This window comes from Streptomyces bambusae, from assembly GCF_019400985.1.
In the GTDB taxonomy this organism is placed as follows: domain Bacteria; phylum Actinomycetota; class Actinomycetes; order Streptomycetales; family Streptomycetaceae; genus Streptomyces; species Streptomyces bambusae_A.
Window position 1 is genome coordinate 1 of sequence record NZ_WTFF01000156.1, and the last position, 17314, is coordinate 17314.

Below are 17314 nucleotides of genomic sequence, written 5' to 3' on the forward strand. Positions count from 1 at the left end.
CCCCCCCCCCGCCCGCCCCGCGGCCGGCGTTGGCCCCGCCCCCCGCGTCCCGCGCGGTGACGCGCGGTTGCGGGAGCAGCGTGGGCCCGTGCTGCCCGGCGGGGTCGGCCTTGCCGTCGGTGCCGTTGCGCTCGCCGGCTGTGCCGCCGTGCTCTGGCGGGTCGGGCTGCTGCCCCCCGCCCTCGTCACGGCGTTCGGGGCGACGCCCCGTGCCTACTCCGGGCTGCGCGCGTACCACTGGCCCCCGCTCGCCCTCCTCGGCACCCTCGCGCTGCTCGCCCTCGGCGGCCTCGGCCGTGGCAAGGTCGGCCACGCCTGGGTGCTCACCCTGTTCGGCCGTTACCGCGGCACGGTCCGCCGGACCGGGCTGCTCTGGGTCAGCCCGCTGCTCCTGCGCCGCCGCGTGGACACGCGCATCCGGCACTGGCGCAGCGAGCCGATGCCCGCCGTCGACGCCGGAGGCCTCGCCCTGCGGGTGGTCGTCCACGTGGTCTGGCAGGTCAGGGACACCGCCCGGGCCACCCTCGCGGTCGCCGACCACACCGCGTACCTCTCCGAGCAGGTCGAGTCCGTGATGGCGCGCGTCCTGTCGCAGCTGCCGGCCGACGCCTTCCACGAGGACGCCCCGACGCTGCGCGACGCCGAGGCCGTCGGTGCCGCGCTGACCCGCATGCTGGCCGCCGAGACCGAGGCCGTCGGGATCGAGGTCTACTCCGCGCAGCCCACCCGGATCGAGTACGCCCCCGAGGTCGCCGCAGCCATGCAGCGCCGCCGCGTCGCGGCCATCGACGCCAAGCACCGGGACAGCGTGCTGACCTCGGTCGTGGACGCGGTCGACGACACCGTCAACCGGCTGACCAGCCGCGGTCTGGTCGAGCTCGACGACTACGAGCGCAAGGCCCTCGTCAAGGACCTGACCGTCGCCTTCTACACCGGCCGCGCCGAGTAGTCCACCGCGTCCGGCCGTCCGTATGGACATCGTCAACTGCCGTCAATACTCTGGGACTTGGTCTAGACCTGAAGTGCTCGAAGCGCCCGACCGGCCGCAACAACGGCCGGAAGATCGCCATGGCCGCCACGGCCGCCACGGCTGCAACGGCCGCCGCAATGGTCGCCGCAACGGCCCGAATCCCCACCCCGCGCGCGCTCACCGAACTCCCCCCACGTTCAAGGAGCCCCATGCGTAAGACCCGTACCGCCAGACGGGCCGGCACCGCCGCGCTCGGCCTCGGCGTCATAGCCGGCATATCCCTCGCCGTCGCTCCCGTCGCCACCAGCCACGGCTACACCGACAGCCCCATCAGCCGCCAGAAGCTCTGCGCCAACAAGGCCGTGCCCGACTGCGGCCCGATCCAGTGGGAGCCGCAGAGCGTCGAGGGCCCCAAAGGCTTCCCGGCCGCCGGGCCGGCCGACGGAAGGATCTGCTCGGCCGGCCTCGGCCAGTTCGCCCAGCTCGACGACCCGCGCGGCGGCACCTGGCCGGCCACCCGGCTGACCAGCGGGCAGAGCCACAGCTTCCGGTGGCAGTTCACCGCCAACCACTCGACCACCGACTTCAAGTACTACGTCACCAGGAACGGCTGGGACCCCACCAAGCCCCTCACCCGCGCCGCCCTGGAGTCGCAGCCCTTCCTCACCGTCGCCTACAACGGGGCCCGCCCGCCGATGACCACCACCCACCAGGGCACCCTGCCGAGCGGGAAGTCCGGGCGCCACCTGATCCTGGCCGTCTGGACCATCAACGACACGGGCAACGCCTTCTACGCCTGCTCGGACGTCCAGTTCTGACGTTCCGCTCCGGCATTCAAATCTGACGCAGCGTCAGTTATCCTCCGCGGCATGGCGACACGGACCCCGTCACCCGCCACCGTCGCGGAGCTCGTCACAGCGCAGTGGGGCGACCACCGGCCCGGGCTGAGGTACGGCGATGCCGTCCTCAGCCACCACCGGGTCGCCCAGGAGTCCGCCGTCCGCGCCGCGCTCCTGGGCGACCTTCTGCCGCGTGGCGCGGAACCGCACGTGGGGGTGCTGCTCGACAACACCCCCGAGTTCCCGTTGTGGCTCGGCGCGGCGGCCCTCGCCGGGGCCGCCGTCGCCGGGATCAACCCCACCCGGCGCGGCGCCGAGCTCGCGCGGGACATCCTGCACACCGACTGCCGGGTGCTGGTCACCGAGCGGGCCCACCTGCCGCTCCTCGACGGCTTCGACCTGCCCGGGGTCACGGTCCTGGTCACCGACGGCGAGGAGTACGCCGGCCTCCTCGCCCCCTACGCGCAGGCCCGCCCGCACGACGTGGCCCGCCGCGCCCCGGGGCCCGCCGACCGGCTGCTGCTCTACTTCACCTCCGGCTCCACCGGCGCGCCGAAGGCCGCCATCTGCACCCAGGGGCGGCTGGCCGCCGCCGGGGACGCGCTCGCCCGGCGGTTCCAGGTCACCCCCGACGACGTCCACTACATCTGCATGCCGATGTTCCACGGCAACGCGGTGATCGCCGACTGGCTGCCCGCCCTGGCCGGCGGCGCCGCCGTCGCGCTGCGCCGCCGCTTCTCCGCCTCCGCCTTCCTGGACGACGTACGGGCGCACGGCGCGACGTACTTCACCTACGTCGGCCGGGCCGTGCAGTACGTGCTCGCCACCGAGCCCCGCCCCGAGGACCGCGACCACGCGCTGCGCCTGGGCTTCGGCACCGAGGCGGGGCCCGTCGACGCCGCCCGGTTCGCCGAGCGCTTCGGAGTGCGGCTGGTCGAGGGCTACGGAGCCACCGAGGGCGGCGCCTCCGTCCAGCTGACCCCGGACACGCCCGCCGGGTCGCTCGGCCGCGCCTCCGACGGGGACGACCTGGCCGTCGTCGACCCGGAGACCGGCGCCGAGTGCCCGCCCGCCCGGCTGGACCCCGACGGCCGGCTGGTCAACGGATCCGAGGCGATCGGCGAGCTGGTCAACCGGGGCCGCAGCCTCTTCGAGGGTTACTGGCGCAACCCCGAGGCCGAGGCGGCCCGCACTCGCGACGGCTGGTACTGGACGGGGGACCTCTTCTTCCGCGACGCCGACGGGTTCCTCTACTTCGCCGGGCGCAGCGACGACCGGCTGCGGGTGGACAGCGAGAACCTCGCCGCCGCGGTGATCGAGAACATCCTGGCGCGCTGGGCGGACGTCGCGGCCGCCGCCGTGTACGCCGTTCCGGACGAGGTGGCCGGCGACCAGGTGATGGCGGCGCTCGTCCTGCGCGACGGCGCCGTCTTCGACCCCGACGCCTTCGCGGCCTTCCTGGCGGCCCAGCCCGACCTCGGCACCAAGATGGCACCCCGCTACGTCCGCGTCCTGGACGCGATGCCGGTCACGGCGACGACCAAGGTCCACCGGGTCGCGCTGCGCCGCGCGGGCTTCCTGCCCCGGCTGCCGGCGGGAGGCGTCCCCGGCCGGCCGGACCCCGTCTGGCACCGCCCGCCCGGGGCGCCCGGCTGGACCCGGCTCGACGCGGAGGCCGAGCGGGAGCTGCTCGCGACGTACGAGCGGCACGGCCGGACCCCGCTGCTGGGCCGCTGACCGCTGACCGCTGACCGCTGACGGCTGGCCGCGGGGCTCGGGTGGCGGGTGCGGCGGGGGTGGTCACGAGCACCCCTCGGGACCAGGTAGTATTTTCTCTGTCAGCAGGCGCCGCTAGCTCAGTTGGTTAGAGCAGCTGACTCTTAATCAGCGGGTCCGGGGTTCGAGTCCCTGGCGGCGCACCTGAAGCTCAGGGCGGTCACCGGTTCACCGGTGACCGCCCTGAGTGTTTTCCATGCTTCCGTGTTCTCGTGTTCCCGTGTCGTCGTGTTCTCCGTGCTTTCCCCGCGTGTCAGAGCGTGAGCGACAGCAGCAGTGGCGCGGCCTTGCGGTTCAAGGTGTCCGCCGCGGCCCGCAGCCGGTGCGCGTGCTCGACCGGCATCGACAGTGCCAGGCAGCCCACCGAGGCCCCGGCCGTGATCGGAACCGCCGCGCAGACCGTGCCCACCGCGTACTCCTGGAGGTCCAGCACCGGCACGGTGGCGGGCTGGGAGTCCAGTTTCGAGAACAGGACCCGCTCGTTGACGATCGTCTTCGACGTCAGGCGGGCGATCTTGTGGCGGGAGATGTGGTCGCGCCGGCCGTTGATGTCGAGCTGGGTGAGCAGGCACTTGCCGACGGCGCTGGCGTGGGCCGCCGAGCGGAAGTCGACCCATTCGTGCACCTTCGGGGTGCGGGGACTGTCGGCGAACTGCGTGATCTTGACCTCGCCGTCCACGTACCGGCTGATGTAGACGGCGGCCCCCACCGAGTCCCGCAGCCGGTCGAGCGTCTCCTGGAGCTTGTCGTGCAGGGCCTGCTGGCGGTCGGAGCCCGATCCGAGGAGCACGAGCGAGTCGCCTATCGCATAGGCGCCGTCCGAGACCTGCAGGACGTATCCCTCCCGGCGCAGCATCAGGAGCATCGGGGCGAGATGCACGGCGGGCAGGCCGGTTTCGCGGGCGATCTGTACATCGGTCACGCCGCCCGCGTGCCGTCCGATCGTTTCCAGTACGCGCAGGGCGTACTGCACCGAGTGGAACGGCGCGGTCGGCTCGGGCTTCAGCGCCACGGTTTCCCCCTACCAGGTTGTTACCGCTTGCTCTACCACGATAGCCATCAAGAGGCCCATGTGGAGCGCCTGTTGATGAGATTGATGGCTCAATCAAGCCCCCGGGCCTGTGGCTACTCCACTGGCATATGCCAAGGTCATGCGCCACGTCCGGGTGAAATCCCGGCGGGGCCCTCGGCGAGCCGTGGCAAGGTCTCTGCGCCCCGCGGGTCGTGCCTCCGTGCGGTGCGGGAATGCCTGCGCGGCAGCGACTGTTCGACCTCTTCGTACGGACGGCAGTGGCCGGCGTACGGACGGCAGCGGTGAGGAGAACCAGACGATGAGTGACGCCGGCGACAGCATCCGCGGGACGGCCAGAGGCTCGGCGCCCGTCCCCCTGTCGGTGCTGGACCTGGTCACCGTGGGCAGCGGCAGTACGGCCCGCGACTCCCTGCGCACCAGCGTGGAGCTGAGCCGGCTCGCCGAGTCCCGGGGGTTCCACCGCCACTGGGTCGCCGAGCACCACTCCATGCCCGGCGTCGCCAGCTCCGCCCCGGCCGTGATCCTGGCGCACCTGGCGGCCCACACCTCCCGCATCCGGCTGGGCTCGGGCGGGGTCATGCTGCCCAACCACGCCCCGCTCGTCGTCGCCGAGCAGTTCGGCACCCTGGAGGCGCTGGCACCGGGGCGGATCGACCTCGGGCTCGGCCGGGCGCCGGGCACCGACGGCCGCACCGCCGCGGCGCTGCGCGGGCCCGGGCGGCTGGACGAGGCCGCGGACGAGTTCCCCCGGCGGCTCTCGGAGCTCACACGCTTCCTCGACGACGACTTCCCCGACGGCCATCCGTACGCCCGGGTGCACGCGGTGCCCGGCCCGGTGCAGGGGCCGGTGTCCCGGCCGCCGGTGTGGCTGCTGGGGTCCTCCGGCTTCAGCGCCCGGCTGGCCGGCGAACTCGGGCTGCCCTTCGCGTACGCCCACCACTTCTCGGCGGCGGGCACCCTCCCCGCGCTCGACCTGTACCGGCAGAGCTTCCGGCCCTCCCGGCTGCTCGACGCCCCGTACGCCGTGATCGGGGTGTCGGCGCTCGCCGCCGACGACGCCGCGGCCGCCCGCGCCCAGGTCCGGGCGGGCGCCCTGTCGATGCTGCGGCTGCGCTCGGGCCGGCCCGGGCTGGTGCCGACGCCCGAGGAGGCGGCGGCGTACGCGTACACCCCGCTGGAGCGGGAGTTCGCGGACGCCTGGATGGCCGACATCGTGCACGGGACCCCCGACGAGGTGCGCGCCGGACTCGACGACCTGGCGAAGCGGACGGGCGCCGACGAGCTGATGCTGACGGCGGCCGCGCACAGCGGGGCCGCGCGGCTGCGCTCGTACGAGCTCGTCGCAGATGCGTACGGGATGGCTTTCGAAGGCGTCTGATCCTGCGAACGGCGCGCGAACGGGATATGGCTGGTTCTTTGCCGAAACCTCGCGCCGGGCCTCCTCAAGGGAGTCTTAAGCCGCTCGTCACCGGGGGTGGCGAGCGGCTTCTGATGTGTCTTCAGGCCCCTGACTTGGGAAAGTATGGCCGAAGTGGTCTAGTCCTTCTTTGGTTCAAACCATTGACGACCGCACCGCGAGATCGTTAACACTTCTCCCACCCGGGCTGTCACATCCTCCCCTCCCACTCCCGGAGGCTGTTCATGCACATCCGTAAATCCCTCGTCGCGGCCGCCGCCACGGCCGCGCTGGCCGCCGGTGCGCTCGGCGCCTTCACGAGCCTCGGCACCGCCCAGGCCGCGGATGCCACCGCCACCGCCACGGCCGCCGCCGGCGGGGTGCGCATCGCCTATTACGACCAGTGGAGCGTGTACGGGAACGCCTTCTATCCCAAGCATCTCGACACCCGGGGCATAGCGGGCAAGCTGGACGTCATCAACTACTCGTTCGGCAACATCCACCCCACCAACCTCACGTGTTTCGAGGCGAACAAGGCGGCGGGCGACGACAACAACCCCAGCGCGGGTGACGGCGCGGGCGACTCCTACGCCGACTACCAGAAGTCCTTCAGCGCGGCGGACAGCGTCGACGGCGTCGCCGACAAGTGGGACCAGCCCATCGTGGGCGTCTTCAACCAGTTCAAGGAACTGAAGGCCAAGTACCCCCACCTGAAGATCAACATCTCGCTGGGCGGCTGGACCTACTCCAAGTACTTCCACGACGCGGCGCTGACCGACGCCAGCCGGAAGAAGTTCGTCAGCTCCTGCATCGACCAGTACATCAAGGGCAACCTGCCGGTCGAGGGCGGCTTCGGCGGCCCCGGCACCGCGGCCGGGATCTTCGACGGCATCGACATCGACTGGGAATACCCCGGCTCCTCCGGCGGCCACCTCGGCAACCACTACGGCCCCGAGGACAAGGCCAACTTCACGCTCCTGCTCAAGGAGTTCCGCGAGCAGCTCGACGGGTACGGAGCGGCAAACGGCGGCAAGAAGTACCTGCTGACGGCGGCCCTCCCGGCCGGCCAGGACAAGATCAAGTACATCGAGACGGACAAGATCGGCGCGTACCTCGACTACGCGAACATCATGACGTACGACATGCACGGCGCCTGGGACGGCGACGGGCCGACGTACCACCAGTCCCCGCTGCTGCCCTCCGCGGCCGACCCGACCGACCCGATCGCCCCCGGCACCCAGAAGTACAGCATCGACAACGCCATCGACTCCTGGATCGACGGCAACCCCGCCTACGGCATCGCGGGCGGCTTCCCCGCGAACAAGCTGACCCTGGGCTACGAGTTCTACTACCGCGGCTGGAAGGGCGTCCCGGCAGGCGCCGCGGGCGGCCTGGCCCAGACCGCGACCGGCCCCTCGGGGGCCCGGCCGGTCAGCCAGCAGGCGGGCATCGCCCACTACAAGGAGCTCGGCGGCATCGTCGACAACCCGGCGACCACCTTCTGGGACGACCAGGCCAAGGCCTCGTACTTCTACAAGGACGGCGAGTTCTTCACCGGCCTGAACCAGAGGTCCGTCCAGGCCCGGGTGGACTACGGCAAGCAGCGCGGCCTCGCCGGCGCGATGATGTACTCGCTGCTCGGCCTGGACGAGGGCACCACGCTGCTGAACCAGATCTCGGACGCCCTCGGCGGCACCACGCAGCCGCCGACCACGCCGCCGACCACCCCGCCGACGACTCCTCCGACGACGCCGCCCACGACGCCGCCGACCACCCCGCCCACCACGCCCGGCGCATGCACCGCCCCGGCGTACGCCGCGGGCACGGTGTACACCGGCGGGAGCGTGGTGTCGCACAAGGGCCACAGCTGGAAGGCCAAGTGGTGGACGCAGAACGAGGAGCCCGGCACCACCGGTGAGTGGGGCGTCTGGCAGGACCTCGGCGCCTGCTGATCTCCCCCCACCCTGCGCCGAGCGCGGACCGCCCCCGATCCCGTAGCGGACCGGGGGCGGATCCGTCGGCACGGCGCCACGCCGCCACCGCCGCCACGGCGGGGCTGCTACGGGCCCGTCCGCGAGGCCCTGCTACGTGCGCGCCGTGATCATCTCGGCGATGCGCTCCGGGGCCACCGCGCGCGAGTACAGCCAGCCCTGCCCGGTGTCGCAGCCCACCCGGCGCAGCCTGGCCGCCTGCCCGGCGGTCTCCACGCACTCGGCGGTCACGGTCAGCCCGAGCCGGTGCGCCAGCTGGACCATGGCCTCGACGATCGTCTCGTCGGCCGGATTGGGGTGGGTGCCCTCCTCGTAGCGGAAGCCGCGGACGAAGGACCCGTCCAGCTTCAGCACCGAGACCGGCAGCCGGCTGAGGTAGGCGAGGTTGGAGTAACCGGTGCCGAAGTCGTCGATGGCGATGCGTACGCCCATGTCGCTGAGCGCCTGCAGGGCCTGCAGCGGCCGCCCCGCCGAGCCCATGACCGCCGACTCGGTCAGCTCCAGCTGGAGCAGCTGCGGGGCGAGCCCGGTGTCGGCGAGGATCTCCGCCACGTCGCCCACCAGGTCGGAGTCCCACACCTGGCGCACGGCGACGTTCACGGACACGAAGACGGGCGAGTCGCTGGGATGCTCGATCTGCCAGCGCCGGGCCTGCCGGCAGGCGGTGCGCAGCACCCACTGCCCCAGCTGGACGATGGACCCGTCCTCTTCCGCAATTCCGATGAACCGATTCGGCGTCAGGGTGCCGAACTGCGGGTGGTTCCACCGCACCAGGGCCTCCACCCCGCGTACGGCCCCACTCTCCAGGTCCACCAGCGGCTGGTACTCCAGCTCGAACTCGTCCCGCTCCACCGCCGGCCGCAGGGTCGAGGACAGGGCCTGACGCGTCATCCGGTGGGCGTTGCGCTCCGGGTCGAACAGCGTCCAGCGGGCCTTGCCGTCCGCCTTCGCCCAGTACAGCGTGGTGTCGGCGGCCTGCATCAGCCCCGTCGCCGAGGTCCCGGCGGCCGCCCGCTCCACCACCCCGATCGAGGCCGAGACCGACAGCCGCTGCCCGGCCAGGTCGAAGGGCTCCTGGACCGCGGCGAGCACGGACCGGGCCAGGTCGGCCAGTTGCTCGGTGCCCGTCGAGTCCTCGACCAGCAGGGCGAACTCGTCCCCGCCGAGCCGCGCCACCAGGTGCCCGCCGGTGCGCCCGTACCCGGCCTGGTCCGCGCACTGGGTGAGCCGGGAGGCCACGGCCGTCAGCAGCCGGTCGCCGACCCGGTGGCCGAGGGTGTCGTTGACCGCCTTGAACCCGTCGAGGTCCAGGTAGCACAGCCCGATCCGGCCCGTGCCGCCGTGCTCGTAGGAGGAGGCCTCCAGCGCGGCCTGGAGCCGCTCGAAGAACAGCGCCCGGTTGGGCAGCCGGGTCACCGGGTCGTGCATCTGGAGGTGCCGCAGCCGGGCCTGGAGGTCGCGCCGGTCGCTGATGTCCGCCACGGACAGCAGGACGTCGCCGGTACCGGGTACGGGTCCCAGGGTGACCTCGGTCCACACCGAGTGCCCGTCAGGATGCTTCAGGCGGCGGGTGCAGCGCAGCCGCGCCTGCCGGCCGCGCAGCACCTCCCGGTACGCCTGCCAGGTGCGGGTCTCGGCGGCCAGGTCGACCAGGTCGGCGGCCTGCTGCTCGACCAGCGCGTGCGGCGCGGTGCCCAGCAGCCCCGCGAGGGCGTCGTTGGCGGCGACGACCAGGCCCTCGCGGTCGACGAGGGCCATCGGGAGGTGGGCGGCGTTGAACGCGGCCCGGAAATCGCGCAGGTCGGAGTCGGTCCTGCACGGCGCCGCCGAGACCGGAACGTAACGCTCCGTAGTGGCCGGTCGGATGCTCTCGGCCGCCGAACCGGTTCCCTCTGAGGTTCCGCTCACCGTTCGCTCCCGCAGTTCTCGTGATGTCCGCGCAGGAAAGTGTGCCGATCATAGAGGCTGCCGCACAGGGCTATCCAGCGGCGTCGCCGTTCTGTGCGCCGCACTTCGCCAGTGTGACGGTTCGTCCCCGTGCACCCGGCCGATCGTTTCTGCGCAGCTCTGAGCGCCCGGAGGCCGCGCCTGATCTCGCGTGATCGGCCGTGACGTTCTGTAGGCGAAGACGTGAAGGCCGGGGGTCACTGTCGCGCCGGGCCCTCACTCGTGTGGGGCAGTGGAACAGGGCATACCCGGCAAAGTCCGCGCAAGGTGGAGGAGTTACGCCAAAAACCCCTGCCGGAGGTCGATGTGCCGCGACAGCAGACACTCGTGGGAGTGGAGCGCGACCGCGTCCGCAGCGCCGCGGCGGCCCTCACCTCCCTGACGGCACTCGCCGCCATGTCGCTCGTCGCGGGGCCCGCGGTCGCCGACTCCGGGGCCGGGCCGTGCGCCCTCGCGCGCACCGCGGCCCACCACTCCCTCGGGCTCGACACGTGGAACGGCGCCTACCCCCGCCCGGTGCGCACCCTGGACGCGGTCATGGTCTTCCTGTCCTTCCCCGACTCCCGCCCGCGCGTCACGCCGCAGGAGATCACCGCCGACTACTTCCCGGCGACCAGCGAGTTCTTCGAGCGCGCCTCGTACGGGAAGTTCCGCCTGGCCCCGCACCCGCAGCCGGCGTGGATCCAGATGCCGAAGACCTCCACCGAGTACCGGATACAGCGCGACTGGGCCCCCGAGGACCGGGCCGCCTACCTGCGGGACGCCGTCACCACGGCGGACCGGACGGTGGACTTCTCCGCGTACGACGTCGTGTACTTCGTCGCCGACCCGGACGCCCCCGGTGTGGACTCCGACGCCACCAAGGTCGTCAACTTCGACCGGCCGATCCGCGCCGACGGCACCGAGCTGCGGCGCATCGTCACCGTCTTCGAGCGCCACCCCCCGGACCGCAACGTGCTGGCCCACGAGACCGGCCACGTCTTCGACCTGCCCGACCTCTACCACCGGCCGACGGACGGCAAGGGCGACTGGGACACGTACGTGGGGGACTGGGACGTCATGGGCAGCCAGTTCGGCATGTCCCCGGACCTCTTCGCCTGGCACAAGTGGAAGCTGGGCTGGCTCGGCCCGCAGCAGGTGGACTGCGTCCGCAGCGGCTCCTCCCTGCACACCCTCGAACCGCTGGGCGAGCCCCCGCTGCCGGGCGGCGGCGGAGGCACCCGGCTGGCGGTCGTCCGGACCGGTCCCGGCAGCGCGATCGCCGTCGAGGCGCGCGGCTCGGCCGGCAACGACGGCGACACCTGCACCGAAGGCGTGCTGATCTACCGCGTGCGCAACGAGGCCTCGTCCGGCGGCGGCCCCATCGAGGTGCTGGACGCGCACCCGGAGACCGAGGCCTGCTGGGACCGCTCGGTGTACCCGCCGCTGGCGGACGCGCCGCTGGAGGTCGGCGAGGCGTTCACGGTGCCGGGGGAGCGGGTCAGGGTCGAGGTGTCGGACCGTACGCCGTCGGGCGCGTACACGGTCAAGATCACCACGTAGCGGCCGGTGGGCTCGGGAAGACGAAGAAGACCCCCATTCTCTCGAATGGGGGTCTTCTCCCGTCGGTGCGCCGCCAGGGACTCGAACCCCGGACCCGCTGATTAAGAGTCAGCTGCTCTAACCAACTGAGCTAGCGGCGCCTGCTGACGTCGTAGACATTAGCACCCCGACCGGCGGAACGAAAAATCGATATCCGCAGGTCCGCGCCCGGGGCCCGTACGGGCGGCCCGGACGCAGGCCCAGAGCAGCGCCTCCGTCCCCGGAAGCCAGGGCAGCCGGGTGTCGGGGGCCACCAGCCAGCGCGAAGGGCCCGGTCCGCAGGTGAGCGGCGGGACGGTCACGGCGTCGCCGTGTCCGTGGCACAGGGGTGCCGGCACGGAGCCGCCCCACTCCTCCCAGTCCAGCAGCGACGGCAGCCGGTGGGCGGTGCCCACGGTGGCGAAGAGCAGCATCCGGCCCCGGTGCACGGCGACCGGCCCGGAGCCCGGGCCGTCGTGCCACAGCAGGTCCAGCATCCGCCGCCCGAAGACGACGGGGACGTTGACGACGTCGAAAGCCGTTCCGCACGGCAGCACGGCCGGGGCGGTGGGGCGCGCCTGCCACTGCGCGAGTGTGCTGCGCGGGTACGGCGCCGCGGACGCGAGCCAGGCGGCGCCCTGCGGGGTGACGTGGGTGGCGGGTGCGGCGTCGCGTGCGTCGCCGGCTTCGCGCGCGGGGCAGCCGGTGTCCGTCGTCATCGTCGTCATGCCACAGGTCTACCGGTCGTACACGTTCCGTTTCGGCGAGTTACCGGAAACGAGGACAGGGCGGGGGGTCCTCGCGTATCTTGACCCGCGCATATGCCCGAATGTGGGCTGCCGTACGCCCGAACGCGGCTGCGCCCACCGCGCGGCCGCCCTGGGCCCGGCGGCTACTGCGGCTCGACCGTGCCCCGCTGGAGCTCCTCGCCGAACTCGATCATCTTGCGGGCGTAGTCCTCGGTCCAGTCGGCCTGCTCGGCGATCTCGGCCGTGGGCAGCCGGTCGAAGCGGCTCGGATCGGCCAGCTGGGCCGCCGCCAGGGCCTGGAACTCCACGGCCCGGTCGTGGGCCGCGCGGAAGGCCAGGGTCAGCTCGGTGGCGCGGGTCAGCAGTTCGAGGGGGTCCTCGATGGACTCCAGGTCGAAGAAGTGCTCCGGGTCCGCGGCAGCCTCCGAGGGCTCGAAGAGCAGCGGCGCCGGCCGCAGCCTCCGCTCGGTCCGCTCGGGCTCTGCCATCCGTGTCCTCCTGCTGCTCGCCTTGTCGCTCGCGTCGTTGCTCGCGCCTGATTGCTCCGGGCCACCCTCCATTGTCCAACGCCGCGCAAGAGCGCCCCGGGTGGTGCCCGGCGGCCGCGGGATCGCCGCGGCCGCCGTGGGTGCCGAAGGTGCCCGTGGGCGCCGTACGCGGGCGGTCGGCGGGTCAGTCGGTGACGACGGGCTCCTGGGCGACCAGCTTGGCGAGCTCGTCGAGGAGTGCGGTGACCTCGTCGGCGAGGCCCTCGGGCGCGGTGAAGCCGCCGTCGGCGACCAGGCCGGCGATGCCGGGGACGGCCGGCCGCCGCTCGGCGGTCCGGGTGCCGACCCGGTTCAGCACCCCGGCCAGCGCCTCGGCGGCCGGCGCGCCGCCGGTCGGGCCGGCGCTGTAGCTGAGCAGGCCGACGGGCTTGCCCTGCCACTCCTTGTAGAGGTAGTCCACGGCGTTCTTCACGGGCGCGGTGAAGCTGCCGTTGTACATCGGCAGCACGAAGAGCACGGCGTCCGCACCGGCGACCAGGGCGCTCCAGTCGCGGGTGTGCTGGTGCTCGTACACGCCGGTGGCGGCCGGCTGGGGCTCGTTCAGGAGGGGCAGGTCGATCTCGGCGAGGTCCGCCGGGGCCACGCTGAAGCCGTCGTGCGTACGGGCGGTCTCGGCGACCCAGGCGGCGAGGGGGCGGCCGGCGGCGGCGGGGCGGGTGCTGGTGGACAGGACGAGCAGGCGGGGCATGCGAGGCCTCCGAAGCGGGTTAGTAGTTGATGTGTCACCGATCTAAACCCGAGAGTGGGTGACGTGTCAACCATGTAGATGACATGTCATCCACGTGACTACAGTGGTTCACATGAGCGACGCAGCCCCCGAGCCCCACTGGCTCACCGAGGACGAGATGCGCGCCTGGTGTGCGTGGCGCCGGATCTTCCCGCTCGTCAACGCCGAGATCGCGCGCGATCTCGGCAAGGACAGCGGGCTCTCCGAGGCCGACTACGACGTGCTGTCGATGCTCAGCCAGTGCCCGGGCCGCCGGCGCCGGATCAGCGGGCTCGCGGAGCACCTGCTGTGGTCGCGCAGCCGGCTCTCGCACCAGCTGACGCGCATGGAACAGCGCGGCCTCGTGCGCCGCGAGGAGGTCGTCGCGGACGGCCGCGGCGCGGAAGTGGTGCTCACCGAGGCCGGCCTCGGCACGATCGGCGCGGCGGCCCCGGCGCACCTGGAATCGGTCCGCCGCCACCTGTTCGACCTGCTCACCCCGGCCCAGCTGGAGGCGCTGATCCAGCTGGGCGACACGATCACGGCCCGCCGCGCGGACGCGCCGCCCTGCGGCTGAGTCAGGCACTGCGTTCTTCGCCCGCCTCCGGCGGGTGCCGGACTCCGTCCGGCGAGTCGGCCCGGGTCGGGCTGGGGTCAGGGGCGCCAGGTGATGCGGTGTTCGGACAGGTGGGCCAGCACCGAGTGGTTGGCTTCCCATCCGTCCGGGAACTTCACCGTCACGCCCAGTTGGACCGGCTCCGTCTCCGGGTGCTCGTCCAGCAGTTCCGCTATGCCCGCGCGCGCCACGACCACACACGCGTGCCGGTGCCGGGAGGCCAGCACGCACAGGCGGCCGGTCTCCAGGTGGAAGGCCGTCGCGTCCGGGCGGCCCGAGAGCGGGTGCAGGACCACGGTGAGGTCGTACTCCCGGCCCTGGAGCCGGTTCGCCGTGTCCACGGTGACCCCCGCCACGCCCAGCTCCGCCAGCGCCGCGCGCACCGCGGCCGCCTGGTCGCGGTGGGCCGTGCCGACCGCGATCCGGTCCGCGGACAGCGGGCGCGGGTCCAGGGACTGCTCGTCCCGGGTGACCGCTCCGCGGTCCAGCGCCCGCCGGACCACCAGCGCCACCGCCCGTACGGCCTCCGGGTCCGTACGCGGGGTGTGCCGGGCGGGCAGCTCCAGCAGGCCCCAGCCGGCCTCGGCGGCCTCGTCCAGCACCCGGTCCGGCCCGGAGCCGTCCGCGGGTACGCCGTAGGACAGCCGGCGGTCGCCGTGAGCCGTACCGCTGCGGAACGGCGTGTACGGGTAGAACGCGCCCGAGACCAGCGGCGCCGCCGAGGCCGGCAGCCGCCAGGACACCGGCAGCCGGTGCTGCGGCAGGTGCGGGTTGTGGGCCAGCAGCGTCGAGACCGCCGACGCCGACGGGTCGTACGACAGCCCCGCCCACTGCTCGGCCCCGACCACGCTGAACGGGTCCAACTGGCCCGGGTCGCCCACGAACAGCGCCCGCTCGAACAACCCGGCGACGGCCAGCAGCGCGTCCGAGCGCATCTGGTACGCCTCGTCCACGATGGCGTGCTCCCAGGGCTCCACGCCCTGCGTGTGCGCCCACTTCGCCGCCGTCGAGATCACGATCGGCAGCTCCGCGAGGTCCCCCGGCTTCGCCGACAGGGTCACCGAGCCCAGCTCCCGCAGCGCGGGGTCGTAGGCGTCGCCGTCGCTGCTGTGCAGCCGGCCGACCTTCAGCTCCGGGTCCTTCTCGGCCAGCCGCAGCACCAGGTCGTCCACCTGCGCGTTGGTCTGCGCCACCACCATCAGCCGGCGCCCGGCCGCCGCCAGCTCCCGGGCCGCCCGGACCACCAGCGTGGACTTCCCGGCGCCCGGCGGGGAGTCGACGACCACACCCCGCTCGGTGCCGTGCAGGGTGTCGTGCAGGATCGCCTCGGTGGCCCGGGCGGCGGCCGCGCCCGGGTCGAACGCGGTCGTGGTCACAGGAGGTCCTCGTCGGTCACGGGGTCGGCGGGGGCGGTGGCGGACGCCGAACCGGGCGGTCCGCCGTGGGTCCAGGGCGTGTGCTCGGGATCGGGCAGCTTCGGTCCGCCCCGGGCGTCGTGCTCGAACAGGGTCCAGCACACCCGGTCGCCCTTCTCCGGCACCGAACCGGGCTCGGGCTCCCGGCCGCGGCCCATCCTGTCCAGCAGCCGCAGCACCAGCAGGGCGCCCTCCTGGGGTGCGACCCCTGCCGGACCGGCGGCGGGGGCGGCGGTGACGGACCCGGCCGGGCCCACGTACCCGACGAACTCGGCCGACTGCGCCTTGCCGTCCACCGCCCGGTACACCTTGCCGCCGCCCGCCTCCGCCAGCTGCGGCACGTCCTGCGTGGCCACCGTCACCAGCGGGCGGGGACTGGGCCGCTTCGACTCGGTCCACTCCATGACCACCTCGGTGACCTCGCCCTCGAAGGCCTCGCCCGCGAGCCGCCGGCCCGCCATCACCAGCGGGTCGTCCAGCGCCTCCTGCGCGTCCAGCCGGGCCTGCTCGGTCTCCCGGACGGCCAGCTTCTGCGCCGCCGTCACCGCGTCGTCGCGGCGCGGCTGCGGCGGCTCGCCCGCGCGCACCCGGTCCCGGTGGCCGGTGTAGGACCAGCGGTCGCGGGTCCAGCGCTCCTCGGTGCGCTCGCCCGGCGGCAGGGCGCGTACGAGGTCGATCGCGCGCCAGACCGCCCGCCAGGTGGCGGCCATCTGCGCCGTGACCAGGCTGCGCACCGCCTCCTCGGCCGCGCGCACCGCAGCCGCGTCCTGCGGCTCCCGCGCCCTGGCCGCGTCGAAGGCCGCCATCGCCGGCGCCAGCAGCTTGTTGTCGAACACCGGGTCGGTCGCCGGACCGGCCGGCGGCACCAGCAGCTGCCCGTGCGCGTCCCGGGCCAGCTCCGCCCGGACCGCCCGCTCGGCGCCCGACTCGCCCGCAGGCGGGTCTATCCATTCCAGCAGCGCGCCCAGGTGCTGGTCCTCCAGACTGCTCTGGCCGGTCGCCCAGTGCCGGGACAGCAGGTCCGTCGCCGACTGCAGCATCGAGGAGCCGGGCACCCGGGAGCGCTCGCCGAGGTGGGTGAACCAGCGCCCCAGCAGCGGCACCTGAGTGGGCACCGGATGCGGATGGTCCGGGTCCTCCTCCGCGGTGCGCCGGAACCGCATCGAGCGCCCCAGCAGCCGTACGTACTCGATACCCGCCCGGCTCGGCACGACCAGCTGCGGCGCGTCCACGCACAGCTCGGTCTCGACCTTGACCCGCTTGCCGCTCTCCGGGTCGGTCTCGGTGCGCTGGGCCGGCTCCACCACGTCCGCGTACGCCTCGATGTACGGCATCACCTGCGCGGCCAGGTCCGCCAGGAACGCCCAGCGCAGATCGCGGTCGCGCGGCTGCGGTACGACGAGCACCCGCGGCTCGTCCCGGTCGGTGCCCACCAGGGCGCCGAGCGGGGCCCCCGCCTCACCGGCCGTGGTCAGCGGCACGAGTACGAGCGGGCGGTCGGACAGGTGCCGGTGCCGTACGGTCGCCAGCGGCTGGGCCCGCTGCGCGCGGACGGCCTCCAGCCGGGCCAGCGTGGCCATCAACGACATACGGGTGCCTCCGCGACCTCGTACCCGGCCGCGACCTCGTACCCGGCCTCGACGTCGTACGCCTCGTCGACGTCGTACGCCTCCTCGGCCTCGTACGCCGCCTGCCTCGCGGCGGCCGCCTCCAGGGCCTCGGCGCGCAGCCGGGCCGCGCGCCGCAGCGCCGCCGCCGTGGGGTCGTC

At 73.3% G+C, this 17314-nt stretch carries 14 protein-coding genes, 2 tRNA genes and 1 pseudogene; 8 read left to right on the forward strand and 9 right to left on the reverse strand.

Translation table 11 applies throughout. The features are described from left to right. The 4 genes from GPJ59_RS21160 to GPJ59_RS21175 all read left to right on the forward strand — a co-directional run. A partial coding sequence (locus GPJ59_RS21160) for an SPFH domain-containing protein (RefSeq protein ID WP_219668802.1) occupies positions 1-949 on the forward strand: 949 nt, incomplete at its 5' end. Between the two features lie 230 nt (positions 950-1179). Beyond that, positions 1180-1788, forward strand: a complete 609-nt coding sequence (locus GPJ59_RS21165; RefSeq protein WP_219668803.1) for a lytic polysaccharide monooxygenase auxiliary activity family 9 protein — start codon at positions 1180-1182, stop codon at positions 1786-1788. A gap of 51 nt (positions 1789-1839) precedes the next feature. Beyond that, the gene (locus GPJ59_RS21170; protein ID WP_219668804.1) at positions 1840-3546 is read left to right on the forward strand and encodes an AMP-binding protein; all 1707 of its coding nucleotides are present in this window, start codon (positions 1840-1842) and stop codon (positions 3544-3546) included. Positions 3547-3654: 108 nt separating this feature from the next. Then, positions 3655-3728, forward strand: a tRNA-Lys gene (locus GPJ59_RS21175). 110 nt (positions 3729-3838) lie between these two features. Here GPJ59_RS21175 and GPJ59_RS21180 read toward each other — a convergent pair. Then, complete coding sequence (locus GPJ59_RS21180) at positions 3839-4597, reverse strand: IclR family transcriptional regulator (protein WP_219668805.1); 759 nt, start codon at positions 4595-4597, stop codon at positions 3839-3841. Positions 4598-4916: 319 nt separating this feature from the next. Between GPJ59_RS21180 and GPJ59_RS21185 the strand changes: the two genes are divergently transcribed. Together GPJ59_RS21185 and GPJ59_RS21190 are read left to right on the forward strand one after the other, a co-directional pair. Continuing rightward, on the forward strand, positions 4917-5996 hold the full coding sequence (locus GPJ59_RS21185; protein ID WP_219668806.1) for an LLM class flavin-dependent oxidoreductase: 1080 nt from the start codon (positions 4917-4919) through the stop codon (positions 5994-5996). 263 nt (positions 5997-6259) lie between these two features. Beyond that, complete coding sequence (locus GPJ59_RS21190; RefSeq protein ID WP_219668807.1) at positions 6260-7966, forward strand: glycosyl hydrolase family 18 protein; 1707 nt, start codon at positions 6260-6262, stop codon at positions 7964-7966. Positions 7967-8098: 132 nt separating this feature from the next. On the opposite strand, the gene GPJ59_RS21195 is transcribed toward GPJ59_RS21190, so the two are convergent. Continuing rightward, entirely contained in the window at positions 8099-9913 is a 1815-nt protein-coding gene (locus GPJ59_RS21195; protein ID WP_219668808.1) for a putative bifunctional diguanylate cyclase/phosphodiesterase, read from the reverse strand. Positions 9914-10258: 345 nt separating this feature from the next. On the opposite strand from GPJ59_RS21195, the gene GPJ59_RS21200 reads away from it, so the two are divergent. After that, a complete protein-coding gene (locus GPJ59_RS21200; protein ID WP_219668809.1) occupies positions 10259-11494 on the forward strand; it encodes a M6 family metalloprotease domain-containing protein in 1236 nt (411 codons plus the stop codon). A 66-nt stretch (positions 11495-11560) separates the two neighbouring features. On the opposite strand, the gene GPJ59_RS21205 is transcribed toward GPJ59_RS21200, so the two are convergent. The 4 genes and pseudogenes from GPJ59_RS21205 to GPJ59_RS21220 form a co-directional block, all read right to left on the reverse strand. Then, positions 11561-11634, reverse strand: a tRNA-Lys gene (locus tag GPJ59_RS21205). Next, a pseudogene (locus GPJ59_RS21210) lies at positions 11625-12231 on the reverse strand (bifunctional DNA primase/polymerase). The gene GPJ59_RS21205 and the pseudogene GPJ59_RS21210 overlap by 10 nt, the downstream one beginning before the upstream one ends. Positions 12232-12404: 173 nt before the next feature. Beyond that, positions 12405-12749: a hypothetical protein gene (locus GPJ59_RS21215; RefSeq protein WP_219668810.1), complete on the reverse strand. Its 345-nt coding sequence runs from the start codon at positions 12747-12749 to the stop codon at positions 12405-12407. A gap of 184 nt (positions 12750-12933) precedes the next feature. Continuing rightward, positions 12934-13497 carry an NADPH-dependent FMN reductase gene (locus GPJ59_RS21220; protein ID WP_219668811.1) on the reverse strand — a complete coding sequence of 188 codons (564 nt, stop codon included), beginning with the start codon at positions 13495-13497 and terminating at the stop codon, positions 12934-12936. Between the two features lie 112 nt (positions 13498-13609). Between GPJ59_RS21220 and GPJ59_RS21225 the strand changes: the two genes are divergently transcribed. Further along, positions 13610-14092, forward strand: a complete 483-nt coding sequence (locus tag GPJ59_RS21225) for a MarR family winged helix-turn-helix transcriptional regulator (RefSeq protein WP_219668812.1) — start codon at positions 13610-13612, stop codon at positions 14090-14092. A gap of 77 nt (positions 14093-14169) precedes the next feature. Here GPJ59_RS21225 and GPJ59_RS21230 read toward each other — a convergent pair whose 3' ends face one another. The 3 genes from GPJ59_RS21230 to GPJ59_RS21240 form a co-directional block, all read right to left on the reverse strand. Further along, positions 14170-15507, reverse strand: coding sequence for an AAA domain-containing protein (locus tag GPJ59_RS21230; RefSeq protein ID WP_219668813.1), 1338 nt, complete (start codon positions 15505-15507; stop codon positions 14170-14172). Then, positions 15504-17135 carry a hypothetical protein gene (locus GPJ59_RS21235; RefSeq protein ID WP_219668814.1) on the reverse strand — a complete coding sequence of 544 codons (1632 nt, stop codon included), beginning with the start codon at positions 17133-17135 and terminating at the stop codon, positions 15504-15506. Before GPJ59_RS21235 ends, GPJ59_RS21230 begins: the two co-directional genes overlap by 4 nt. Beyond that, on the reverse strand, positions 17126-17314 hold a 189-nt coding region (locus GPJ59_RS21240; protein ID WP_219668815.1), incomplete at its 5' end, for a hypothetical protein. The genes GPJ59_RS21240 and GPJ59_RS21235, both read right to left, overlap by 10 nt.